Here is a 23,814-nt window from a genome sequence, read left to right as displayed (position 1 = left end):
CGCTCACTCCCCCGCCCTGGCGGCGGCCGGGCCGCTCGCCGGGGCACCGGCCGGCGGCGCGCCGGCCACGCTGGTGGACGCGCCGACGACGTGCGCCCAGTGCCGCCAGAAGCTGCGCATCGCACCCTCGTCGATCGAGCGCCCCTGGTTGCCCTGCTTCTCGTTGGCCATGCCGCGCGACATGTCGCTCCAGTCGTGGGCGGGGTCGGCCGCGTCGGCGGTGGCGATGATGCCGCGCTGCACCGCCTCGTACGCCTCGATGTCGTCGGGGGTGGCCAGGCCGCCCGGCCCGACGAAGCTGACCATCGTCTTGATCCGCAGCGCGCGCACCGACTCGGGCTCGCCGACCTCGACGAACTGCCACGCCCGCACGTCGGTGCGGTCGGCGGCGACCGGTTCGAGCTGCCGGATGGTCAGCGCCTCCAGGTCGAACAGCAGCAGGTTGGGGAAGACGAACAGGATGCGGCTGGCGTCGGCCACCTCGGCGGCGAGCTCGGGCCCGAGGCGGGCCTCCAGCTCGCGCCGCTTGACGACGGTGCGCTCCTTCTCCTCCTCGCCGAAGCGGGGCTCCCAGACCATGCCGATGCGGCCGTTGTGTCCGGTGAGGACGAGCAGGCCGTGGCCGCCGCCGAGGTCGTAGGCGTACTGGTCGTCGTCGGTGACGGCGAAGCCGGTCTCGCGCAGGTAGCCGACGAACGTGTTGTGCGTCGGGGCGAAGTGGTAGCCGTCCATGGCGTTCTCGACGGCCAGCTTCCAGTTGCCCTTGACGCTGTAGAGCTGCACCCCGGGCAGGGTGGTCATGCCGCGCTCGCCGATCTTGGCCGTGAGCGACATGTAGTGCGCCGCCGGGCCGAGGTGGGTCAGCAGGTCGGGCACGTCGGGGTCGAAGGCGATGAAGACGAAGCCCTCGTGGATCTGCAGGCGGGGCACCTGACGCAGCGCCATCGACGCCCGGAAGGCCGGGTCGTCGGGGTACGCGTCGTCGCCGGGCAGCGCGGCCAGCTCGCCGGAGTTGCTGAACGCCCAGGCGTGGTAGAAGCACTGGAAGAACTTGGTGTTGCCCTCGCTGTGCCGGCACAGCACGGTGCCCCGGTGGGTGCAGGAGTTGAAGAACACCCGCACCTCGCCGTCGGCGTCGCGGCAGAAGATCAGCGGACGCCCGCCCAGCGTGCGGGTCTTGAAGTCGCCCGCCTTCGGGATCTCCGTCTCGTGACCGAGGTAGAGCCAGGTGTGCCCCCAGATCCGCGCGATCTCCTCGGCGAACACCTCCGGCTCGCGGTACGCCGAGCGGTGCACGCGGAACCGCAGCGCCTCCCAGTCCTCGTCGATCATCGCGCCGTCACCGGGTGCACCGAGCGGGCGTACCGGCGTCTGCTGCGCCATCACCTCACCGCCTTCTACGTCATGCGAGACAGCGTCTCGCACCACGATGCTGCTATCCGGCCCTGCCACCTGTCAAGAGCAGGAGATACTCCGGCACCGGGTTACTCGCTGTTAATGCGGACGCAACACGCAACGGCGGTTTCGTTGGCCACGATGCCGAACGTCGACAGGGCGCGGCCACGCCGCTGCATTGCGAGCACGGGCCCCCTGCGCCGCACGCCGCCCATCGCACCGCCAGCCGGTGTCACCCCTCCCGGAGGATCCCATGCTCCAGCCGCACGAAGGCCCGATCGCTGGAACCCACTACCTGCCCAGCACGCCCGACACCTGCCTGTGGGGGCGGCTGCCCGCCCGGCGGCACGAACCCGTCCTGCGGATCCGCTCCGGCGAGACGGTGACGATCGACACGCTCAGCCACGAGGGGATCCTGGAGGACCAGGGCCGCGACCCGGTCGCGTACCTCAAGCAGTTCGACGTACCCGCCGACGGGGTCCTCGCCGACGCCCGCGACCTGGCCGCCTCCGACGTCGCCCACGACTACGACGCCGACGGGCCGCACGTGGTCACCGGGCCCATCGCGGTCGACGGGGCCGAGCCGGGCGACGTGCTCCGCGTGGAGGTCCTCGACCTGCTCATCCGGGCCCCGTACGGCTTCGTCAGCAGCCGCCACGGCTACGGCGCGCTGCCCGGCGAGTTCCCGCTCACCCCGACCGACACCGGCGCGGGCGGCGACGTCCCCCGCGAGTACGGCAGCGTCTGCCACTTCACCGAGGTGGTCAGCAGCGGCGGCCGGCTGTACGGGACGCTGCCGTACGGCGACGGGCGGGCCGCCCGCTTCCCCCTCGCCCCGTTCCTCGGCCTGATGGGCGTGGCGGTGGACACCGACGACCCGGTGCACTCCGTGCCGCCCGGCGCGTTCGGCGGCAACCTCGACATCAACGAGCTCCAGATCGGCTCCGCCCTCTACCTGCCCGTGCAGCTGCCCGGGGCCGGCTTCTACGCCGGCGACCCGCACTACGCCCAGGGCGACGGCGAGGTGGCGCTGACCGCCCTGGAGGCGCCGCTGCGGGCCACGTTGCGGCTGTCGGTCGTCCCGCAGGCGCAGGCGGGGGCCCTGGGCGTCGCCGACGGCCCCTTCGCCGAGACCGCCACCCACTGGCTGCCCGTCGGCCTGCACAGCGACCTCGACGAGGCGATGCGCCGGGCCGTACGCGCCGCCGTCGCCTTCCTCGCCCGCACCCAGGGCATGCCGCCGCAGACCGCCCTGGCCTACCTGAGCGCCGCCGCCGACTTCGAGGTCAGCCAGGTCGTCGATGGGGTGAAGGGCATCCACTGCCTGATCCGCAAGGCGGACTTCCCGGCCCACGTCTGAGCCGGGCGACGGGCGGGACGGGCCCGGGTGAGCCTGGGTGGGCCCGGGCGGGCCGGCGCGGGCGTGGATGGGCCTCCGCCCCGGCCCGCCACCCGCACGTCCGCCGCGGGCCCGTCCGCCCCTCGGCAGCGCCGCCGGAGCAGGCGAGCGGGTGGGCGGCGAACGGGTGGGCGGGCCAGCGGGCCCGCAGAGCCGCCCGGCAGGTGACGTACCGTCACCCGCCGCCGCCCTGCGGCCACGAGTCCCCCGGCGCCCTTTGCTCTGCACCCGGATACGCAACGGTTGACCCGCCGTGACGGGCCGCTTCACCCCCGGACATCGACGTTCGGGATTCCGCCTGGTGGGTGGGGTGCTGCGTGGGCGGGTGCAGAGCAAAGCGAGCGCGCGACGTTGTCCGGGGTCGAAGGAGCGCCACGGAGCGTGAAGGCGGCGACCCCACCGGCAGACGGCACCAGCATGTACACGCACCGTGGCCGGCACCGGTGGGCGAGCCGGGGGTGGGCTCCACCCCCGGCGCCGCTGCGGCCCCTACGAGGCCGCCGGCACCTCGGCGCGACGGGGCGCGGCGGCCATCGCGCCCGGCCGGGTCACGGTCACCGCCGCCACCCGGCTCGCCCAACGGGCCGCCTCGTCGATCGCCGCGCCGTCGAGCAGCGCGTCGGCCAGCGCCGCGCAGAAGGTGTCCCCCGCGCCGGTGGCGTCCACCGCGTCGACGCGCTCGGCCGGCACCAGCCACTCCCGGTCGGCGGTGACGACCAGCGCGCCGTCCGCGCCGAGGGTCACCACCACCGGCCCCCGCGTCCCCAACGACCGGGCCAGCGCGGGCAGCCCGGCCAGCGCCGCCGGATCTGCCGGGCCGGGTGGGGACGCCGCGGCCGGAGCCCCGGCCAGGGCCGCCAGCTCGCCCCGGTTCGGCACCAGGATGTCGACCCGGGCCAGGGTCGCCGCGTCCACCGGCCGGGCCGGGGCCGGGTTGAGCACCACCAGGCCACCCGCCGCGGCCACCGCGGCGGCGACCACCTCGGCGCCGACCTCCTGCTGCAACAGCACCGCGCGGGCCGAGGCGATCAGGTCGTACGACGGCGCGAGGTGCTCGGGCGCGAGCCACATGTTGGCCCCGGAGCTGACCGCGATGGTGCTGTCGCCGTCGGCGGTGACCAGCACGATCGCCTGACCGGTCGGGCGGGGCGCGCGCAGCACCCCGGTCGTGTCCACGCCCTCGGCGGCGAGCAGCCCGGTGAGCCACTCCCCCTCCGGGTCGTCGCCGACCGCGCCGACCATGGCGACGCGGCGGCCCAGCCGGGCGGCGGCGACCGCCTGGTTGGCGCCCTTGCCGCCACCGGCGCGCCGGTGGTCGGCGGTGCCGAGCACGGTCTGTCCGGGCGCGGGCAGCTCGGCCAGGGGCACCACCACGTCGACGTTGAGGCTGCCCACCACCACGATGTCGGTCACGGCGGCCTCAGCCCTGCCCGGGACGCCAGGCGTGCGCCAGGAAGTCCGCCCGGGGCGGCGCGAAGACGTCCAGGTTGATGCAGGGGCCCTCGGTCGGCTCGACGTAGTGCTCCGCGCCGCGCGGCACGAGCAGCATCGAGCCCGCCCCCATCGGGTTCGCCACCCCGTCGACGTAGTAGTTGCACCGGCCGCCGAGGATCAGCACGAGCTGGTCGAAGTCGTCGTGGTGGTGCGGGTTGAGCGTCATGCCCACGCTCAGTTCGTGCCAGGCCAGCACGACCTCGTCGGTGGCGTACACCTTGCGGCGCACCCCGGGCCGCACGTCGGTGGCCGGGATGTCGTCCCAGTTCACGGCGATGCCGTAGAGCTGCGGGTTGAGCATGTCAGCGCTCCCTTTCCGGGTCGGGGTCAGCCGGCGAGCCGGCGCAGGCCGGCGCCGAGCAGTTGCAGGTCCGAGCCGACCACCAGGTAGCCGGCGTCGGTGAGGCCGTACCGGCCCAGGGCCTCGGCCGTGCGGTCGGCCGCCCAGCCGCCCAGCGCGGCCCCGGTCCCCCGGGCCGCCTCGGCGACGTCGCCGGTCCGCCGCAGCAGCGGCGTCGGGTCGTCGGTGCTGGCGAGGCCGAGGCTGACCGCCAGGTCGGTGGTGCCGACGAACCCGACGTCCACGCCGGCCAGCAGGTCGGGCAGGGGGTCGTCGGTGGTCGCCGTCTCGATCTGGGCGACCAGCAGCGGCGGGTCGGCGGCCTCCGCCGCCAGGTACCGGTCGAGGCCGCCGACACCGTAGCCGGCCGCCGGGTGGGCGAGGCTGATGCTGCGCCGCCCGTGCGGGGCGTACCGGCTGGCCGCGCGCAGCGCCTCCACCTCGGCCCGGCTGCGGACGGTGGAAAGCTGGACCCCGACGGCGCCGGCCTCCAGCAGCCGGTTGACCTGGCCCGGGTCGACCGCCGGCACCCGGACCAGCGCCGGCAGGCCGAGCGCGGCGGCGAACCGGAGCTGGTCGGCGGCGGTGCGCTCGTCCAGCGCGGAGTGCTCCAGGTCGACCACGACGAAGTCGAGCCCCGCCTGGGTGGCCAGGGCCACCACGTCGGGGCCGGGCAGCTTGAGGAACGTGCCGACGAGCCGCCCGCCACCGCGCAGCGCCGCCCGCAGTCGCCTGCGGGAGCGGTGCACGCCGACGGGCGGCTCGGCATCGGTGGCGGGCATCAGCGGTTCAGGCCCCGCCACGGCACGGTCGGCACCTGCTCGCCGGCGAGCAGCACCAGGCTCGGCTCCAGCCGGGGCGCGACGATCCGGTTGCCGGCGGCGTCGGGCAGCTCGGCCTCCTCGGCGTCGGCGAGGACCGTGACGTGGGCCGGGCCGCCCTCGACGAGGCTGCCGTAGCCCTCGGCGTCGAGGCCGGTCAGGCGGGCCGGGGCGGACGTCACCCGGGGCACGATCTGCTCCATGGTCATGCCCATGGCCCGCAGCTTGGCCATGCTGGTGACCAGGTCGAACACCGGGCCGCGCCAGTTGCGGCCGCTGGTGTCGGAGGTGATCACGTCGGGCAGGAAGCCCTGCTCGATGGCCGGGCGGGCCACGGCGAAGCTGAGGTTGCTCTTGCCGTGGGCCGACTCGAACAGCACGCCGCGCTCGCGGGCGGCGTACACCTCGGGCAGGACCTTGCCGTCGCCGAGGATGCCGTACGGCTTGCCGGTGTAGCAGTGGGCCACGACGTCGCCGGGGCGCAGCAGGTCGAGGATCACCGGCAGCGGCTCCGGGGTCTCCCCGATGTGGATCATCAGCGGGAGCCCGGCCTCGGCCGACAGCGCCAGGGACCGCTTGAGCAGCGTCCGCCACTCCAGCCCCACGACGTCCTCGGAGAGGCGGATCTTGAAGCCGCGTACCCGGTGCGGGTTGGCGGCGGCGATCTCCAGGGCGTCCTCCGGCACCAGCGTGCCCGGGTTGAGCAGCTCGCCGAACCGGAAGTCGATCAGGCCGAGGACCGAGACGTTGAGGAAGTTGACCAGCCGCATCCGGGCCGGGGCGGCGACGAAGCGCTCGAACGCGGCGAAGGTGGACGCGCCGACGGTGCCGGCGTCGCAGGCCGCGACGACGCCCCGGTGCAGGTGCGCCTCGTCCGGCGGCGCGCCGACCTTGGAGACCTCGGCGAAGATGTGGGTGTGCGCCTCGACCAGGCCGGGCAGCACGTACTGCCCGGAGCAGTCGACCACCTGCCGGCCCTGCGCGGCGAGGCCGGGGGCGATCCGGGCCACCCGGTCGCCGGTCACCGCGACGTCGGTCACTCCGCTGGCACCGGTGGCGGCGTCGAACACCTCGCCGCCGGCCAGCACCAGGTCGTAGCGCGGGAAACTGTCAGTCATGGCATCAGACTCTCTGTACGAAGCGGCAGCGACGGGCGGGCGTCGCCGGGAAGGGGGTCGGGCTCGGCCGTCGAAGCCGGGGTCCCGGCTGTCGCGGCCGGGGTCTCGGCTGCCTGGGCCGGGGTGTCGGCGCGGAACCGGGTGCGCAGCGGCAGCACCCCGGCGACGGTGACCTCGACCAGGTCGCCGGGGCTCAGGAAGCAGCCCCGGTCCTGGCCGGTGCCGGTGGGGGTGCCGGTGAGCACCACGTCGCCCGGCTCCAGCACCACGTACCGGGAGATCCAGGCGAGCAGGTCGGGCACCGGGAAGATGAGGTCGGCGGTGCTGGCCTGCTGGCGCAGCTCCCCGTTGACCGTGGTCCGTACGCCGATGGCGTCGCGGTCGGCGACGGCGTCCAGGCCGAGCACCGAGGCGCCGAGCGCGCCGAAGCCGGGGAAGCTCTTGGCCAGGGTGGGGCTGCCGGAGGCGACCATCACGTCGCGGCAGGTCAGGTCGTTGGCGGCGGTGATCCCGGCGACGTGCGCCCAGGCCCGCTCGGCGGGCGTGTGGTGCATCCGCGCCCCGATGACCAGGGCGACCTCGCCCTCGTAGTCGGACTGCGTGCTGACCGAGGTGGGCAGCGGCACGGTGTCGTCGGGGCCGGAGCCGGCGTTGGGCGACTTGAGGTAGAGCACGGGCTGGGTGGGCAGGGGCCGCCCGGTGGTGCGTGCCTTGCAGTGGTAGTTGAGGCCCACCCCCCACACGGCCGGCGTCCCGCCCAGCGGGGCGACGACGTCGCCGGCGAGGGCGTCGAGGGGCAGCCGGCGGCGCACGGCCGCGGCGCGGGCCGGGGCGAGCCCGGCGCCCGCGCGCAGCAGCGCGGCCACGTCGGCGTACGGCAGGTCGAGCAGCTCGACGTCGCCGTCGCCGGTGAGCCGGCCCAGCCCGTGCCGGGTGGCGACCAGGTGCGTGCCGTCGCCGGCGGTGTGCCGGGCGTCGTCGCGGGGGGCGGTCATGCCGCGTCCGAGGAGTGTCCGGGCACCGTGCCCAGCGCCGGGTTGACCAGCGGGGCGAGGTTGTTGACGGCGGCGGCGGCCTCGCCGAAGCCGACGGAGATCAGCCGCACCTTGCCCTCGTAGTCGGTGATGTCGCCGGCGGCGAAGACGCGCGGCAGGTTGGTGCGCATCGACCGGTCGACGGCGACGTAGCGCCGGTGCATCTCCAGGCCCCAGCGTTCCATGGCGCTGAGGTCGGCGATGAAGCCGAGGGCGGCCACCACCGCCTGCGCGGGCAGCTCCTCGCGGCCCTCGCCGCGCACCTCGGCGATCGTCACGGAGGTGACGTTCTGCTCCCCGGCGATGCCGCACACCTCGTACGGGGTGACCACACGCACGGTGGACGACTCCAGTTGGGCGACGCTGTGCTCGTGGGCGCGGAACTGCGGCCGGCGGTGCACGAGGGTGACGCTGCGGGCGTGCGGCTCCAGCGCGAGGGCCCAGTCGACGGCGGAGTCGCCGCCGCCGACCACGACGACCTCCTGGCCGGCGAGTTCGTCGAGGCGGGGCACGAAGTAGCGCAGGCCCCGGCCGAGGTAGTCGCTGCCGACGGGCAGCTCGCGGGGGGTGAAGGTGCCGATGCCGGCGGTGAGCAGGACGGCCTTGGCGCGCACCTGGGTGCCGGCGTCGGTGCCGATGAGCACGTGGTCCTCGGCGCAGGTCAGGTCGACGGCGCTCTCGCCGAGCAGGAACGTCGGCTTGGCGGTGGCGGCCTGGGCGAGCAGGGCGTCGACGAGTTCCTGGCCGCGCACCGAAGGCAGGCCGGCGATGTCGTAGATGGCCTTCTCGGGGTAGAGGGCGGCGATCTGGCCGCCGGGTTCGGGCAGCGAGTCGATCACCGCCACGCTCATCCCGCGGAAGCCGGCGTAGTAGGTGGCGTACAGGCCGGCGGGGCCGGCGCCGACGATCGCGAGGTCGACCTCGTGCAGCTCGCCCATCAGGTGGCGCTCCCCGCGACGGCCGGGTGGTCGTGGCCGACCCGACCGATCTTGCGGGCCCCGCCGGGGCTGCCGATCTCGCCGAAGAACTCGGCGTTGATCGGGCCGAAGTGGGCCCGGTCGGCCGGCAGGTCCTCCAGGTGGAAGATCGACGTGACGGGGCAGACCGGCTCGCACCGCCCGCAGTCGACGCACTCGTCCGGGTTGATGTACATCATCCGGTCGCCCTCGTAGATGCAGTCCACGGGGCACTCCTCGACGCAGGACCGATCCTGCACGTCCACACACTCGTCGGTGACCACGTAGGTCATCGGTCCTCCAGCGGTTGGGTCGGCCGTCCGCATCCGCACCGCTGACCGTCGCGCTGACGTCGCCGGATGCGGGGCGATGTCGTTGATGTCAGGTCACGCTAGAGAAGCCATCCCGAGTATGTCAACATACGAGACGTCATCTTGAATGAAGTCACGGCGGCGGGAGCGCGGGGATGGACGACGAGGTGCCGGCGGCACTGCGGCGGGCGGCCGAGGAGGCGATCGACGAGGCGGGCGTCCTCGACGCGCTGGCCGCGCTGGGGGCGGAGCACAGCCCGTACGGCCGGGAACGGGCCACCGCCCACCGGCTCGCCGACTGGGCCGCCGCGCGCTGGCCGGAGCTGTCCTGGCGGGTCGACCCCCTGGACCCGACGGCGGCGCTGCCCGACAGCGCCAACCTGGTCGGCTCCTCCGCCCTCGGCACGGCGCCGGAGCTGCTCCTCTACTCACACCTGGACACGTCGCTGACCGGCGGGGCCGAGTTCGACGCGCCGATCACCGGCCTGGACGCCCCCGCACCCGGGCTGATCAGGCCGGCCGGGGCGGACGCCGAGCCGGTGGTCAGCGGCTTCGGCCTCGGGGTGGCCCGCGCGGCGACCGCCGCCGCCCTGGTCGGCTTCGCCGCGGCGGCCGGCGCGTGCCGGGCCGCCGGCCGGCCGCACCGGCTGACCCTGCTGCTCGCCGCCGCCGGCACCCACCGCACCGACCCCGACGCCGGCCCCGTCGCCGGCGGGGTGGCCCACCACCTGGACCGGCACCCGCTGCCGGCCGCCGCCGTGGTGGCCAAGAGCGGCCCGCCGGGCGTGCTCACCGCCGAGCCGGGGGCCATGTTCGTCCGGGTACGGCTGACCAGCCGGTTCCATCCGGCGCTGTTCCGCGACGCCGCCGTCCCGCCGGGGGGCCTGCTGGCGCATCTCGGCCGGGTGGTCGCGGCGCTGGAGGCGTTCCGCGCCGCGCACCTGGCCAGTCGCGCCGGGCGCGGCGGCCAGGTCGGGGCGGAGGTGGGCATCGGCGCGGTGCGGGCCGGCCAGCCGGGCAAGCCCGACCTGCTGCCCGGGCGGCTGGACTTCCACCTCTACCTGGTGACGGTGCCCGGCGACGAGCCGGCGGAGATCGCCGACGCCCTGGCCGCGACGCTCGCCGAGAGGCTGCGCGGCACCCCGCTGGGCGACTGCGGGGTGAGCGTGACCGGCTGGCCCGTCCACCCGGCCGCCGCCACCGATCCCGACGCCCCGATCTGCCACTGGGCCGACGCCGCCTGGCGGGCCGCGCACGGCCGCGCGCCCCAGCCGATCCGGGGCTGGACGGGGTCGACGGACGGGGTGGTGCTGCGCGGGCGGGGGGTGCCGACCGTCCGGCTGGGCCCGCCGTCCCTGCCGTCGGACCCGGGCGACCCTCGGCGGGACCGCTACGCGGTGGCCGAGCTGGTGCGTTTCGCCCGGATTTATGCCGACATCGCGCTACGAAGCCGGCAGATATCGACAGCCTGATGTGCCATATGCCATGATACTGTCTCACTTCACGCAACGAGGGATCCAGATGGCGGACGACAGCCCCTCGCCGGGGAAGAACGCGGACCAGAGCGCCCCGGCGATCCAGACCGTGCAGCGCGCGGCGGTCATCCTCAACGCGTTCACCGCGGCGCGCCCACGACTCAGCCTCAACGAACTGACCGCCAGCCTCGGCACCAGCAAGGCGACGGCCCACCGCTACACCAAGGCGCTGCGCGAGAGCAACCTGCTGCGCTACGACGAGCGGGAGGGACTCTACTCGCTCGGCCCGCAGATCCTGACCCTCTCCGCCGCCGCGCGTGCCGCGATGCCGGTGATCAGCATCGCCGGCCCGCACATGCAGCAGCTCGTCCGCGAGATCGACGAGACCGTGGTGCTCAGCGTCTGGGACGGCGACACGGCAGTGGTCGTCCGCGCCGACGACAACACCGACCGGGTCATCCGCGTCAGCGTCCGCACCGGCTCCCGGCTCTCGCGCACCGAGTCCGCCCAGGGCCGGGTCTTCTGCGCCTTCCTGCCCGAGGACGACGTGGTCGGGCTGGCCGACGAGCTGGCCGCCTCCGCCGAGCTGCGCCGGGAGGTCGACAAGATCCGCCGCACCGGCATCTCGGCGAACACGCCGTCGGCCAACGGCGTGCGCAGCATCGCCGCGCCCATCTTCCGCGGCAGCACGCTGATCGCCGCGATGGCCATCGTCGGCACCACCACCTCCGTGCCGGAGGGCACCGACACCCCGCTCGCCATCGCCCTGCAGCGCGTCGCCGCCCTGGTCACCGCCGAGCTGGGCAGCACCGGCACCGGCAACGGCCACCACCCCGCGCCCGACGACGGCAACGGCCACCGTCCCCGTCCCCCGGCGGCACGCGGGAGCGCCGGCCGGGTCAGCTGACGGCCGCGCCGAGCCCCTCGGACAGCTCGCGCGCGATGCGCAGCAGGGTGTCCGCCGCCGCGGCCTCCGCCGCGCCGGAGAGCACCGCGTCCGTGCCGAGCACGCCCAACGCGGCCACCACCTGGGTACGCTCGAACACCGGCGCGGCCAGCACCCGCACCCCGAAGTCCTCCGGCGAGTTGACGGCGAACCCGTCGCGGCGCACCTGCTCGACCACCGCCCGCAGCCCGGCCGACAGGCGCAGCTGGCGGGCCACCACCGGGGCCTCGGCGGGCGGCAGGAACGCGCAGAACACCCGGCCCTGCGCCGAGCGCACCAGGTCCAGCGGCGATCCCGTACGCACGCTCAGCCGCACGTCGCCGCTGACGTTGTCCATGCAGCGGACCACGATCGGGCTCTCGCCGTTCCACACGCTGAGCACCGAGGTCTGGTTGGTGAGCCGGGTCAGCCGGTCCAGGTAGGGCTCGGCGGCGGTGACGATGGGCAGCGCCGCGCGGGCGGCGGCCTCCATCGCCAGCACCTGCGGGCCCAGCGTGTACGTGGCGGTGGCCGTGTCGAAGCGCAGCAGGTTGGCCGCGCGCAGCGCGCGGGCGTACCGGTGCGCGGTGGCCCGGCTGATCGCGAGGTCGGCGGTCAGCTCGGCCAGCGTGAGCCGGGGCCGCTCGGCGGAGAACGCCTTCAGGATGGTGGCCGCCCGCTGCACGGTCTGGATCGCCGGCGCGTCGCCGTGGTGTTCCTCGACCCCGACCGCCATCGCGTCACCTCGCGCATCCCCGTCGTCTCCGCAGGATGCGCACTCTACCCAGCGCGACGGGAGGGGCGCGAACGCGGCGGAGGGGCGGCGTGGCCGCCGCCCCTCCGCCGCACTCTCCGACTACAGTGAGTGACTCTTGGGTGCCAGGTCGCCGGGTCTCGGTCGGCGTTGACGCTGCGTCACGCCCCGCGACCCCGGCCCACGCACCCCGCCCCCCTTTGCTCTGCACCCACCGAGGCAACACGGCCGCCATGCTGCAATTCTGCCAAGTGCCGGGAACGACAGCAGACAGGCGGTCAACTACTCTCAGCGACCGATGCGTCCGTGGGTGCAGAGCAAAGGGGGTCAACCGGCGACATCGACCCAGGCGCGGCGACCACGCCCAGTCACTGCTCGACGGCGAGCTGACGGTGCACCTCGCCGCTGTCCCAGTAGTCGACCCGGTGCGCGACCAGGCCGTCGGCGTCGACCCGGAACCGGAACATCCCGCGCACGCGCACCGGGGCCCGGCCCGCGGAGACGAGCCGGAACGACATCCGGTACGCCAGCGCGGCCCGGTCCCCGTCGACGATCAGCTCCTCCACCTCGTAGCGGAGGTCGGCGAACTCGGCCAGGAAGCCGTCGAGCCGCTCCCGGTAGCCGGCCCGGCCGACCACTCCCCGCCCGAGCCCCGCGGTGTGCTCGTTGACGAAGCCGACGCTGACGCAGGCGGCGACGGCGTCGGCGTCGTGGGCGTTCAACGCGGCCAGGTAGCGCAGCACCGCGGCCCGGGTCCCCGCCGCGGTCAGTTCCCCCACAGCCGCCGTACGGTGTCGAACACCTGCTGGTCGTGGGAGATCTCGATGACGTTGCCGTCGGGGTCCTTCAGCGCGCAGATGTAGCCGACCGGCGGCGGCATCTGGCGGGGCTCCCAGTGCAGGCAGCCCAGCTCGCGGGCCCGCGCGGCGATCTCGTCGACGTCCGAGCGCTGCGGCACCTCGATGCCGATGTGCGCGAACGGGTGGAGCAGGCCGAGCTGGCCGCCCTTGTCCTTGTTGAACGAGACGAGCACCAGCACGAACGGCGTCTCGACCTGCTTGTCGTTGGAGAGCCACACGCTCTCCCCGTCGGCGTCGGCGAACCGCTCCACCACCACCAGCGGGGTGAGCGTGGTGTAGAACGCGATCGCCTTGTCGAGGTCGCCGGTGGGCAGTGCCACGTGCGTCCATCGGGCTTGGGTCAGGCCGGTCCCCATGAGTACCTCCACCGTGCCGGAATGTCCAGAACAACGCTGTCACCAGCCTATTCGTCCCCCGGGCGCGCGGCGATGTGCCGGGGACACAAACCCGTCCGGGCCGATTCGACCCGGCGGGACAGTGCCGGGGGCCGGGCCGGCGTGCCAGCGTGGTCACACACACCAGCGGGAGGACGATCAGATCATGCGCTACCGCAGGCTCGGCGGCACGGGCGTCGAGGTCAGCACGCTCTGCCTCGGCACGATGATGTTCGGCGCGTGGGGCAACACCGACGAGAAGGAGTGCCACCGGATCGTCGCCGAGGCGCTCGACGCCGGGGTCAACCTGGTCGACACCGCCGACGTGTACGCGCACGGCGAGACCGAGGAGATCGTCGGCCGGGCGCTGCGCGGGCGGCGCGACGACGTGGTGCTGGCCACCAAGTTCCACGAGCCGATGGGCGCCGACCGCAACCGGCGGGGCAACTCCCGGCGGTGGATCACGCAGGCGGTCGAGGACAGCCTGCGCCGGCTGGGCACCGACTGGATCGACGTCTACCAGGTGCACCGCCCCGACCCGCGCACCGACGTCGACGAGACCCTCGGCGCCCTGTCCGACCTGGTCCGGCAGGGCAAGGTACGCCTCATCGGCACCTCCGCGTTCCCCGCCGAGCAGATCGTCGAGGCGCAGTGGGTCGCGCAGCAGCGCCAGCGGGAACGCTTCACCACCGAGCAGCTCGCGTACTCGATCCTGGCCCGGGGCGCCGAGGCCGGCGTGCTGCCGACCTGCGAGCGGCACCGGCTCGGGGTCATGGTCTTCAGCCCGCTCAACGGCGGCTGGCTGACGGGCAAGTACCGCGCGGGCAGCGTGCCGGCGGACTCCCGCGCCGGGCGCAACGGCGACCACTTCGACTTCCGCGACGCCGCCGCCCGCGACCGCAAGCTCGACCTGGTCGGCGAGCTGGACGCGCTGGCCCGGGAGAGCGGCCTGACGCTGATCGAGCTGGCGCTGGGCTTCGTGCTCAGCCACCCCGCCGTGACCAGCGCCGTCATCGGCCCCCGCACCCTGGAGCAGCTGCGCAGCCAGCTCGGCGCGGGTCAGCTCGACGGGCTGCCTGCCGACGTGCTGGACCGCATCGACGCGCTGGTGCCGCCGGGCCACAACGTCAACCCGGCCGACGCCGGGTACCAGCCGCCGGCGCTGACCGACCCGGCCCTGCGGCGACGCTGACGCCCCGGGCGGCGACGCGGCACCGACCGCCACGGGAAGACAGCGGTCAATTCGTCAAGTAGGGTGACGGACGGTATCGGCCCCGGCACGGACGGGACGTTCGGATGACCCCTGCCCCCACTCCGCCGCGTCCCGCGCCGGGTTCCGCCGACGAGACCGAGGCGCTGACCGCCGTGCGTCCCAGCGCGCGGCAGGTGGCCTGGCAGTCGATGGAGTTCTATGCCTTCGTCCACTTCGGCATGAACACGATGACCGACCGCGAGTGGGGCCTCGGCGACGAGGACCCGGCCCTGTTCGATCCGGCGGAGCTGGACGTCGACCAGTGGATGGCGACGTTCGCGGCGGCGGAGATGACGGGCGTCATCCTGACCGCCAAGCACCACGACGGCTTCTGTCTGTGGCCCTCGCGGGTGACGACGCACTCCGTCGCCGCCTCGCCGTGGCGGGGCGGGCAGGGTGACCTCGTGCGGCTCGTGGCGGATGCGGCGCGGCGGCACGGTCTGCGGTTCGGCGTCTACCTCTCGCCCTGGGACCGCAGCGAGGCGACGTACGGCTCGGGGAGGGCGTACGACGATTTCTTCGTCGCCCAGCTGGAGGAGTTGCTGTCCGGCTACGGCGAGGTCTTCTCCGTGTGGTTCGACGGCGCCAACGGCAACGGCCCCGACGGCCCGCACCAGGACTACGACTGGGAGCGGTACTACGCCGTCGTCCGGCGGCGGCAACCCGGGGCGGTGATCTCGGTCTGCGGGCCGGACGTGCGGTGGTGCGGCAACGAGGCCGGACACACCCGGGCGGACGAGTGGAGCGTCGTGCCCGCCGCGCTGCGCGACGCCGAGCGCATCGCCGAGGGCTCCCAGCACGTCGACGACGGCGTCTTCTCCCGCCTCGTGCGCAGCGACGGGGAGGACCTGGGCAGCCGGGCGGCTCTCGCGGGCCGCCTCGACGACCTCGTGTGGTATCCGGCCGAGGTCAACACGTCCATCCGGCCGGGGTGGTTCCACCACCGGCGCGAGGACGACGCGGTCCGCTGCGCCGACGAGCTGTTCGAGCTGTGGCGCGCGGCCGTCGGCGGCAACGCCTGCCTGCTGCTCAACGTGCCGCCCGACTCCCGTGGCCTCGTGGCCGACCCCGACGTGGCGGCCCTGACGGGTCTGGGCGAGCGCATCCGCGCGTTCCGGGGCGCGGTGCTGGCGGCCGACGTCGTGCTGTCCTCCGGGGCGGTGCGTACGGCCGTCGGCGGGCCGGCGGACGACCCGGCCGCGCTCGCGCGACTGGCGGCGGGCGCGGCGGAGGGCGGCGTGTGGCGACCGGCGGCGTCCGACGGGCTGCCGGCCGCCTCGGTCGTCCTGCCCGCCCCCACCGAGGTCGCCGCCGTGGTCGTCGGCGAGGACATCACCCACGGGCAGCGGCTGGAACGGATCGTCGTGACCGCCGTGACCGACGGGCGCGAGGAGGTGCTGGCCGAGGCGGGTTCGGTCGGCTACCGGCGCATCCTGTGCTTCGCCCCGCGCGTCGTGCGCGAGGTGCGGGTGCGGATCGAGGCGTCCAGGGGGCTGCCGGCGATCCGCACGGTCGCGGTGGTCGCGGCGGGCGGCGGGTGGCTGCCACGAGACCGAGGAGTCGCCGGATGAGCTGGTCGCACGTCGACAACGCCTGGCCCACGCGGGGCCTGAGCTACGGGGCCGACTACAACCCCGAGCAGTGGGACAGGGCGACCTGGGCCGAGGACGTGCGGCTGATGACGCGGGCCGGCGTCAACCTCGTCTCGCTCGGCATCTTCTCCTGGGGGCTGGTCGAGGTCGCGGACGGGGAGTTCGACTGGGGCTGGCTGGACGAGGTCGTCGACCTCCTGGCCGAGGCCGGCATCGCCATCGACCTCGCCACGCCGACCGCCGCGCCCCCGGGCTGGCTGCTGGCGGCGCACCCCGAGATCCGCCCCGTCGACCACGAGATGCGACCGCACTGGCCCGGCGCCCGCCTCGGCTGGTGTCCGAGCAGCCCGGTCTTCCGGGAGTACGCGCTGCGCGTCGTCCGCGCCCTCGCCGACCGCTACGGGCAGCGGGACCACGTCGTGATGTGGCACGTCAGCAACGAGCTGGGCGGCGGCAACGGCCGCTGCTACTGCGACGTGTCGGCGGAGGCGTTCCGCGGCTGGCTCCGGCGCAGGTACGGCACGCTCGACGCGCTGAACGACGCGTGGGGAGCCGCCTTCTGGGGCCACACGTACCGCGACTTCGCCCATGTCCTCCCGCCGCGCGGCAACAACGCGAAGAACCCCTCGCTCGTGCTCGACTTCGACCGCTTCTCCTCGGACGAGCTGCTGGCGCACTATCTCGCCGAGCGCGCGGTGCTCAAGGCCGCCACCCCGCAGCTTCCCGTCACCACGAACTTCATGGTGGGCGCCGAGCCCGACGTCGTGGACTACCCGCGCTGGGCGGCGCACATGGACATCGTCGCCAACGACCACTACACCCGTTCCGCCGACCCGGTCCCCGAGCAGGACGTCGCCTTCTCCGGCGACCGGATGCGGGCGATGACGACGCAGCGCCGGCCGTGGCTGCTCATGGAGCACTCGACCAGCGCGGTGAGCTGGCAGCCGCGCAACCGGGCCAAGGCGCGGGGGGAGCTGATCCGCAACAGCCTGAGCCACGTGGGCCACGGCGCCGACGGGGTGATGTTCTTCCAGTGGCGTGCCTCGCGGGCCGGCGCGGAGCAGTTCCACTCGGCGATGGTCCCGCATGCCGGCGAGGACACCGAGCTCTACCGCGACGTGTGCCGGCTGGGCGCGTACCTGCGCAGTCTCGCCCCGGTCCTGGGCTCGCGCGCTCCCCGGGCCCGAATCGGCATCCTCTTCGACGACGAGGCGGGCTGGGCGATGGCGAAGGGGGTCAAGCCGAACAACCACCTCGACTACGGCCGCCTCGTCCGCGACTGGCACCACGCGTTCTGGCGGCTGAACGCGAGCATCGAGGTGCTTCCGCCGTGGGCCGACCTCGCCGGGTACGAGGTGCTGGTGGTGCCGGCGCTCTTCCTGACCGGCGACGACACGGCGGCGCGGGTGGCCGCCTTCGCCGGGGCGGGCGGCACGGTCGTGGTGAGCTTCCTGTCGGGGATCGTGGACGAGAACGACCAGGTGCGGCTGGGCGGCTACCCGGGCGCGTTTCGCGACCTCCTCGGTGTCCGGTGTGAGGAGTTCCGCCCGTTGCAGGAGGGCGAGACCTTCACCCTCGACAACGGCTGGCGCGGCACGGAGTGGACGGAGCTCCTCCGGGTCGGCGAGGCGGAGGTGCTCGCCGGTTATTCCGGGGGGCAGCTCGACGGCCGTCCCGCGGTCACGTCGCGCCCGCTGGCGGGCGGGGGCCGCGCGGTGTACGTCTCCGCCGGCCTCGACGGCGACTCGCTGCTCGCCCTCGCGCGGTCGTTGGCGGCCTCCCCCACCGGTGTGCCGGCCGGGGTGGAGGTGCTGGTGCGCCGCAACGACGAGGAGGTCTTCACCTTCTTCGTCAACCACGCCGACACGGATGCCGTCGTCGCGGCCACGGGCCGGGAGCTGCTCACCGGCCAACCCGTCGGCGGGAAGTTGCACCTGCCGGCCGGCGAAGTGCGGGTGGTCAGGTCGGACCGCCTCGGCTGACGGCCGGGAACGGGACGTGACCCCATTGGCGGCAGACGATCGACAACGGCTCCTTTGCTTGCCCGTGTGAGCGGTCACATGTTAACTTTCCCGAGGAGCTACCGGGCCGCTCCGACCCGCTTATCGGGATCCCCGCCAGCCTCGGAGCGATGCGCATTACCGCGTCGAGCCGTGGCCATTCGGGAATTCCGCGCAGCGCTGAAGACAGGTCGCATTCCCGCCCCGTAATCGCAGGTGACCACCACCAAGATGTCACCAGTGCACCACTCATGCCTGCCGAATGGCATATCAATTGGCAGGCGGCACGACGACGTCCACCGTCCCGAAGATGGAGAGTCAATGCGCGCACGTACGAGATGGTTCGCTGCCCTGGGCGTCGCACTCCTGGGAGCAGTCGGATTGACCGTGGTCGACACGGTTGCCGCGCCGAAACCGGCCCAGGCGCTGGAGAACGGGGTGGGCCGCACCCCACCGATGGGCTGGAACAGCTGGAACACGTTCTACTGCAACATCAACGAGGCACTGATCCGGCAGATGGCCGACGCCATCGTCAGCACCGGCATGCGGGACGCCGGCTACCAGTACGTCGTCGTCGACGACTGCTGGATGAACCCCAACCGCGACTCGGCCGGCAACCTGCAGGGCGACCCGACGCGGTTCCCCAGCGGCATGAAGGCCCTGGGTGACTACATCCACAGCAAGGGCCTCAAGTTCGGCATCTACCAGGCCCCGCTGGACAAGACCTGCGCCCAGTACTTCAACTCCTACCCCGGGGCCACCGGCGCCATGGGCCACGAGGCCCAGGACGCCCGCCAGTTCGCCGCCTGGGGCGTCGACTATCTCAAGTACGACTGGTGCTCCCCCACCGGCACCATCAACGAGCAGGTCAACCGGTTCGCCATCATGCGCGACGCGCTCGCCGCCACCGGCCGCCCCATCCTCTACAGCATCAACTCCAACAGCATCCACGAGAAGACCGGCCCCATGCGCAACTGGGGCGACGTCGCCAACATCTGGCGCACCACCGAGGACATCACCAACGCGTGGGACACCGGCCAGACCAACGGCTACCCGATGGGCATCCAGAACATCATCAACGTCACCGTGCCGCTGGCCGGTTACGCGCGTCCGGGTGCGTTCAACGACCCCGACATGATGGAGGTCGGCCGGGGCGGCATGAACGACACCGAGATGCGCAGCCACTTCGCGATGTGGGCGATGATGGCCTCGCCGCTGATCGCCGGCAACGACATCCGCAACATGAACAGCGCCACGCAGACCATCCTCAAGAACGCCAACCTCATCGCGATCAACCAGGACACCCTCGGCCTCCAGGCCACCCAGGTCTCCAACGACGGCACCCGCCGGGTGCTCGCCAAGCGGCTCGCCAACGGCGACGTGGCCGTCGCCCTGTTCAACCAGGGCAGCTCCACCACCACCGTCTCCACCACCGCCGCCGCGATCGGCAAGTCCGGCTCCTCGTTCACCCTGCGCGACGCCTGGACGAACGGCACCTCCACCACCACCGGTGCCATCTCCGCCAGCGTGCCGGCCCACGGCACGGTCGTCTACCGGGTCAGCGGCGGCGGCACCACCACCCCGCCGCCCACCACCACGTTCCGGCTGCGCAGCGAGTCCAGCGGCCGGTGCCTGGACGTCGACAACGGCAACACGGCCAACGGCACGGGGACGCTGATCTGGGACTGCCACAGCAACGCCAACCAGCAGTTCACCCAGTCCGGCCAGGCCCTCCAGGTCCTGGGCAAGTGCCTGGAGCTGCCCACGAACGCCGTCGCCGGCACGCGGGCCCAGATCTGGGACTGCAACGGCGGCACCAACCAGCAGTGGACCTTCAACGGCAACGGCACCATCAGCAACGTACGGTTCCCGTCGCTCTGCCTGGACGTCAACAACTCCGGCACGGCCAACGGCACCACCGTGCTCGCCTGGACCTGCCACACCGCCGCGAACCAGCGGTGGAGCCGGGCCTGACCTGACCGCACGCGCCACCGGGCGCCCCGGACGCCACCGTCGGCAGACGGCCCGGCCTCCGGGGCGCCCGCCTTCTCGTACGACGATCCGCCACACTGTGCCGCATGAGCGGATCGCAGGCGCCGGTGGTGGAGATGCTGTGGGAGGCGCACGATCCGCACCAGGCGCTCGACGCAAGGTTCGGCTTTGGCGACGCGCGGTCGGCGGGCCGCTGGGTCGCCGACGTCCTGGACGAGCACTGGGGCGTACGCGTCGACTCCTGCGAGCGGATCGTGCTGAGCGACGGCAACGCGCTGGCGTGGGTCGACATGCCGTCCGGTCGACGGCTCGCGAAGTGGTCGGTGGTGCCCGACCGTTTCCCGCGCCTGGCCGAGGTGGCCCGACTCACGAGCTGGCTCGACGGCCGGGGCCTGCCGGTCTCGGCGCCGGTTCCCACCCGGGACGGCCGGCTCCAGGTCGAGGCCGACGGTGTCTCGCTGGGCCTGCAACGGATGATCGAGGGCGATCTCCTCGACACCACCGACCCCGGTCAGGTGCGGGCGGCCGGAGCCGTCCTGGCCCGGCTCCAGGATGCGCTCGCCGCCGACCCGCACGCCGAACGATTCGCCACGCCCACCGTGGCGTCCCCACCGTTGACACAGCAGATCACCGAATGGCTCGACAGCCGCGCCGCGCACCTGCCCGCGGCGGCCCGCGATGCGCTGCGCGGACTGGTCGCCGGTGCGCCACCCGACCGGCTGCCGCGACAACTCGTCCACTTCGACTTCCGCTCCGCCAACGTCCTTTGTGCCGACGGCGAGATCACGGCGGTCCTCGACTTCGAGGAGGCCCGGCCCGACCACCGGCTCGTCGACCTGGCCCGCGCGACGGTCCTGCTCGGCACCCGCTACCACGACTGGGGACCGGTATCGGCTGAGGTCCACGCCCAGTTTCTCGCCGGCTACCAGGCCGTGCGCCCGCTGACCCCGGCCGAGGCGGACTGGTGGGACATCCTGCTGATCTGGCAGGCCCTCGCGATGGTGCCGCCCGACGAGGACCCGACCGGCTGGGGAGCGTCCGCGCTGAGTCAACTGCCGCACCCCTGAGCACGGTCCCGGACAGACCTTCACCACTCGGTGCCGAACTCTCGGCGAGCCGGCCGGATCGGGCGTGGTTCACGGTCATCCGGTCTGCCGCGGCTCTTCGCGGCCGGGTTCGGTGGGTTGGGCTGCTGGACGCCACAGGTGTGGTTCCGTCGCGGCGTGCAGGACGTCGCGGGCGGCGGCGGCCACCGGGCAGTCCGCCGTCCGGCAGGTCGGGCAGCGACCGTCGGGCCCAGGCTGATGATCGCGCAGGACCCAGCGGGCGGTGAGGACGAGCCGGTTGCGGATCTGCGCCAGGGACAGGAACGGGGCGGTCATCAGCCGATCCCGAGGGTGACGGCGAGGTGGACGAGCATCGTCGGGGCGGTCGGGTCGCGGGCGACCCGGGCGAGGACGTCGCGGCCGGCGGGTCGGTGGCGGATCTCGGCCGGCGCGATCCGGTCGGCCTCCATCAAGGCCCGGCCGGCGTTGACCGGGTCGTCGGCCTGGAGGTAGGCGCGGGCGGTGTCGAGCAGGTGGGCGGCCCGATGCTCGGCGGGCAGCCACCGCCAGCCGTCCCGCGCGGTCGCCTTCTCGTGCCGGGCCACCGCGTCCCTGCCGTCGCCCCACTCCACTGCGGCTGCGGCCCGGGCCAGCTCCACCGCCGTCGGTCCGAACCCGGTGTGGTGGTGGTCGTGTCCGTCACCGACCCGGACGGCCATGGCGGCGGCCTCGTCGAGCAGCCCTGCCGCCGCCGTGGCGTCGCCGTCCCCTGCGGCGGCCAGCGCCGCCTGGACGAGCAGCGTCCCGCACAGCGACAGCTCCGGGGGCAGGCCGAACTCGACCACCGGCGGGGCGATCCGGTAGGCGGCGGCCAACACCACCGACCTCGCCTTCTGGCCCTGCCCCGACGCGCGCAGCACCTGACCGAGCTGCACCGCTGCGGCGGCCACCACCACCCGGTCGCCCGTGGCAGCGGTCACCGCCCGGTCGGCAGCCAGCCACGCCAACTCCGGGGCGCCCAGCTTCACCAGCAGCGCCGCAGTGATCCGGTACGCCTCCACCAACGGCGCTCGACCCGCCACCGGGTCACCGGCGTGGGCGCGTTCCACGTCGGCCAGCAACTCTGGCAACAGCTCGGCCACCCGTGGGTAGCGGGCGTGCTGAAAGGTGACCCAGGCATGCCTCACCTGCCGGGCCACCTGCCCGGCCGGCAACACCGGCCGCCTGCCCGCCGCACGGCCGAGGGGAACCTCGTAGCGGAACAACGCCGACCGGATCCGCTCGACCCCCGCGTCCCGCTCGATCACCTCGGCGGGCTGGACGTCGCGACCGAGCAGCACTGTCGCGTCGATTCGCAGGACCGTGGCGATCTCCTGGAGGGTCGACACCCGGTCCAGCGAGCGGACGCCCCGCTCGACCTTGTCCACCCAGCTCTTCGACTTGCCCAGGCGGTCGGCGAACACCTGCTGCGACAGCTTCCGCCGTCCCCGCCAGTACGCCACCCGCCGCCCGACCGGCAGCCGGTCACCGTCCACGCCGCCACCGCCGGTCCGGCACCGCCCGGGTCGTCTCCTCGACCGGGATCCGATCCGCCTCGGCCTGGGCGAGGATCCGCCGCCTCGCCGCCTCCCGCTCGGCGGCCTCCGCCTGTTCTCCTAGACGCACCGCCGGCTCCTCGCCGTGACTGCCCATCGCCACCTCCGTCGGCGCGGCGGCAACCTGCCGACGCGCCACCAACGATGACGCCGCAACGTCGCTGGACGCGACGGCACACGACGCGACAATCAAGACACATCTGAGGCGACATTCCGGCGACATGCCGCTATCGTGGCGGGCATGACCACCCCGAACACCGCGCTCCGCGCCGTCCGCACCGGAATGCGCATGAGCCAGGACGACTTCGCCCGCGCGCTCCAGGCCGCCGGCCACCGCGTCGGCGAGCCCAACGACGCCAACAAGCGACTCGTCCAACGCTGGGAATCCGGGGCGATAGCCGCACCACGCCCCGTCTACGCCCGCGCGCTGGAGGTCGTCACCGGCCTACCCATCTCGCTGCTCGGCTTCGCCGCGGTGCCCGGCGAACACGTCGCCAGAGACGGGCACGGCGGCCACGACCTGACCTCCCCCATGTCCAGCCTGGCCACGCCGACGCCGAAGCCCAGCCCAGCCGCAGCACACAGGTCGTACGAGGGCGTGTGGCTCAGCCGCTACCAGTACCACTCCAGCGGCCGGGGCGACTCCTTCGCCGGGCAGCACTTCGTCGTGCTGCTTCAACACGGCGACCGACTCACCGCGCGCAGCCTGCCCGGCTCGGCGGCATCGTCGCTCTCCCTGGACCTCACCGTGGACGGCGCCGTCGTCACCGGCACGTGGGTGGAGCAGACCGACCCGACGGGCTACTACCGGGGCGCCAGATACCACGGCGCGATCCAACTACTGGCCGAGCCCACCGGCCGACGGATGGCCGGAAAGTGGGTCGGGTTCGGCAAGGACATGGACATCAACACCGGACCATGGGAACTCGTCTTCCGCGACGCCTCCACATCCAAGGCGACCCTCGATCGCTACAACACGACGGCGACGTAACGCGCTGCCATCCCACGAGCGGCCCGGCCTCTTCGGTCGCCGCTGGACACCGCCGCTGTCGATGGCCCGCCCCACGCGGGAGGAGCTGAC

At 73.7% G+C, this 23,814-nt stretch carries 23 protein-coding genes; 9 read left to right on the top strand and 14 right to left on the bottom strand.

The annotated features are described in order from the left end of the window. Positions 1–3: 3 nt before the first annotated feature. Positions 4–1,383: an aromatic ring-hydroxylating oxygenase subunit alpha gene (locus TK50_RS14190; RefSeq protein ID WP_043963181.1), complete on the bottom strand. Its 1,380-nt coding sequence runs from the start codon at positions 1,381–1,383 to the stop codon at positions 4–6. 265 nt (positions 1,384–1,648) lie between these two features. Here TK50_RS14190 and TK50_RS14185 point away from each other — a divergent pair, with 265 nt between their 5' ends. Beyond that, positions 1,649–2,755 (top strand): acetamidase/formamidase family protein, encoded by a 1,107-nt coding sequence (locus tag TK50_RS14185; RefSeq protein ID WP_043963180.1) that lies wholly within the window; start codon positions 1,649–1,651, stop codon positions 2,753–2,755. A gap of 528 nt (positions 2,756–3,283) precedes the next feature. Here TK50_RS14185 and TK50_RS14180 read toward each other — a convergent pair. Genes TK50_RS14180 through fdxA form a run of 7 tightly spaced genes read right to left on the bottom strand, consistent with a single transcriptional unit; the run spans position 3,284 to position 8,850 of the window. Next, complete coding sequence (locus tag TK50_RS14180) at positions 3,284–4,207, bottom strand: ribokinase (RefSeq protein ID WP_043963179.1); 924 nt, start codon at positions 4,205–4,207, stop codon at positions 3,284–3,286. A 7-nt stretch (positions 4,208–4,214) separates the two neighbouring features. Then, a complete protein-coding gene (locus TK50_RS14175) occupies positions 4,215–4,589 on the bottom strand; it encodes a cupin domain-containing protein (protein WP_043963178.1) in 375 nt (124 codons plus the stop codon). A 26-nt stretch (positions 4,590–4,615) separates the two neighbouring features. Beyond that, the gene (locus tag TK50_RS14170) at positions 4,616–5,410 is read right to left on the bottom strand and encodes an HpcH/HpaI aldolase family protein (RefSeq protein ID WP_141722264.1); all 795 of its coding nucleotides are present in this window, start codon (positions 5,408–5,410) and stop codon (positions 4,616–4,618) included. Beyond that, positions 5,410–6,567: a hypothetical protein gene (locus TK50_RS14165; RefSeq protein WP_052503757.1), complete on the bottom strand. Its 1,158-nt coding sequence runs from the start codon at positions 6,565–6,567 to the stop codon at positions 5,410–5,412. The genes TK50_RS14170 and TK50_RS14165 overlap by 1 nt, the downstream gene beginning before the upstream one ends. Further along, positions 6,564–7,562, bottom strand: coding sequence for a fumarylacetoacetate hydrolase family protein (locus TK50_RS14160; RefSeq protein WP_052503756.1), 999 nt, complete (start codon positions 7,560–7,562; stop codon positions 6,564–6,566). Before TK50_RS14160 ends, TK50_RS14165 begins: the two co-directional genes overlap by 4 nt. Further along, a complete protein-coding gene (locus TK50_RS14155; RefSeq protein ID WP_199486071.1) occupies positions 7,559–8,530 on the bottom strand; it encodes an NAD(P)/FAD-dependent oxidoreductase in 972 nt (323 codons plus the stop codon). The genes TK50_RS14160 and TK50_RS14155 overlap by 4 nt, the downstream gene beginning before the upstream one ends. 8 nt (positions 8,531–8,538) lie before the next feature. Continuing rightward, positions 8,539–8,850 carry a ferredoxin gene (gene fdxA, locus TK50_RS14150; protein WP_043963176.1) on the bottom strand — a complete coding sequence of 104 codons (312 nt, stop codon included), beginning with the start codon at positions 8,848–8,850 and terminating at the stop codon, positions 8,539–8,541. Positions 8,851–9,023: 173 nt separating this feature from the next. On the opposite strand from fdxA, the gene TK50_RS14145 reads away from it, so the two are divergent. Both TK50_RS14145 and TK50_RS14140 read left to right on the top strand, forming a co-directional pair. Next, complete coding sequence (locus tag TK50_RS14145) at positions 9,024–10,340, top strand: zinc-binding metallopeptidase family protein (RefSeq protein WP_043963174.1); 1,317 nt, start codon at positions 9,024–9,026, stop codon at positions 10,338–10,340. A 49-nt stretch (positions 10,341–10,389) separates the two neighbouring features. Then, complete coding sequence (locus tag TK50_RS14140; protein ID WP_043963173.1) at positions 10,390–11,250, top strand: IclR family transcriptional regulator; 861 nt, start codon at positions 10,390–10,392, stop codon at positions 11,248–11,250. Here TK50_RS14140 and TK50_RS14135 read toward each other — a convergent pair. From TK50_RS14135 to TK50_RS14125, 3 genes are all read right to left on the bottom strand, one after another. Then, entirely contained in the window at positions 11,243–12,004 is a 762-nt protein-coding gene (locus tag TK50_RS14135; RefSeq protein WP_043963172.1) for an IclR family transcriptional regulator, read from the bottom strand. The two genes, TK50_RS14140 and TK50_RS14135, sit on opposite strands and share 8 nt — an antisense overlap. 386 nt (positions 12,005–12,390) lie before the next feature. Beyond that, positions 12,391–12,801 (bottom strand): ester cyclase, encoded by a 411-nt coding sequence (locus tag TK50_RS14130; protein WP_229406168.1) that lies wholly within the window; start codon positions 12,799–12,801, stop codon positions 12,391–12,393. Further along, entirely contained in the window at positions 12,789–13,202 is a 414-nt protein-coding gene (locus TK50_RS14125) for a VOC family protein (RefSeq protein ID WP_228986516.1), read from the bottom strand. Before TK50_RS14125 ends, TK50_RS14130 begins: the two co-directional genes overlap by 13 nt. A gap of 220 nt (positions 13,203–13,422) precedes the next feature. Here TK50_RS14125 and TK50_RS14120 point away from each other — a divergent pair, with 220 nt between their 5' ends. From TK50_RS14120 to TK50_RS14100, 5 genes are all read left to right on the top strand, one after another. Beyond that, positions 13,423–14,448 carry an aldo/keto reductase gene (locus tag TK50_RS14120; protein WP_043963170.1) on the top strand — a complete coding sequence of 342 codons (1,026 nt, stop codon included), beginning with the start codon at positions 13,423–13,425 and terminating at the stop codon, positions 14,446–14,448. Positions 14,449–14,552: 104 nt separating this feature from the next. Continuing rightward, entirely contained in the window at positions 14,553–16,079 is a 1,527-nt protein-coding gene (locus tag TK50_RS14115) for an alpha-L-fucosidase (RefSeq protein WP_043963169.1), read from the top strand. Then, positions 16,076–18,082 carry a beta-galactosidase gene (locus tag TK50_RS14110; RefSeq protein ID WP_043963168.1) on the top strand — a complete coding sequence of 669 codons (2,007 nt, stop codon included), beginning with the start codon at positions 16,076–16,078 and terminating at the stop codon, positions 18,080–18,082. Before TK50_RS14115 ends, TK50_RS14110 begins: the two co-directional genes overlap by 4 nt. Positions 18,083–18,421: 339 nt before the next feature. Then, the gene (locus TK50_RS14105; RefSeq protein ID WP_043963167.1) at positions 18,422–20,074 is read left to right on the top strand and encodes a glycoside hydrolase family 27 protein; all 1,653 of its coding nucleotides are present in this window, start codon (positions 18,422–18,424) and stop codon (positions 20,072–20,074) included. Positions 20,075–20,178: 104 nt separating this feature from the next. Continuing rightward, positions 20,179–21,159 (top strand): phosphotransferase, encoded by a 981-nt coding sequence (locus TK50_RS14100; protein ID WP_043963166.1) that lies wholly within the window; start codon positions 20,179–20,181, stop codon positions 21,157–21,159. Positions 21,160–21,234: 75 nt separating this feature from the next. Here TK50_RS14100 and TK50_RS14095 read toward each other — a convergent pair whose 3' ends face one another. Genes TK50_RS14095 through TK50_RS34155 form a run of 3 tightly spaced genes read right to left on the bottom strand, consistent with a single transcriptional unit; the run spans position 21,235 to position 22,803 of the window. After that, positions 21,235–21,474, bottom strand: coding sequence for a hypothetical protein (locus TK50_RS14095; protein WP_043963165.1), 240 nt, complete (start codon positions 21,472–21,474; stop codon positions 21,235–21,237). After that, a complete protein-coding gene (locus tag TK50_RS14090; protein ID WP_043963164.1) occupies positions 21,474–22,673 on the bottom strand; it encodes a helix-turn-helix domain-containing protein in 1,200 nt (399 codons plus the stop codon). Before TK50_RS14090 ends, TK50_RS14095 begins: the two co-directional genes overlap by 1 nt. Next, on the bottom strand, positions 22,663–22,803 hold the full coding sequence (locus tag TK50_RS34155; RefSeq protein WP_158499172.1) for a hypothetical protein: 141 nt from the start codon (positions 22,801–22,803) through the stop codon (positions 22,663–22,665). The genes TK50_RS14090 and TK50_RS34155 overlap by 11 nt, the downstream gene beginning before the upstream one ends. A 162-nt stretch (positions 22,804–22,965) precedes the next feature. Here TK50_RS34155 and TK50_RS14080 point away from each other — a divergent pair, with 162 nt between their 5' ends. Next, positions 22,966–23,724 carry a helix-turn-helix domain-containing protein gene (locus TK50_RS14080; RefSeq protein WP_144420236.1) on the top strand — a complete coding sequence of 253 codons (759 nt, stop codon included), beginning with the start codon at positions 22,966–22,968 and terminating at the stop codon, positions 23,722–23,724. Positions 23,725–23,814 lie beyond the last annotated feature (90 nt).

Source organism: Micromonospora haikouensis (assembly GCF_000876225.1).
GTDB lineage: Bacteria > Actinomycetota > Actinomycetes > Mycobacteriales > Micromonosporaceae > Micromonospora > Micromonospora haikouensis.
Note: the sequence above shows the minus strand (reverse complement) of the source record. Positions and strands in the feature narration are given on the sequence as shown.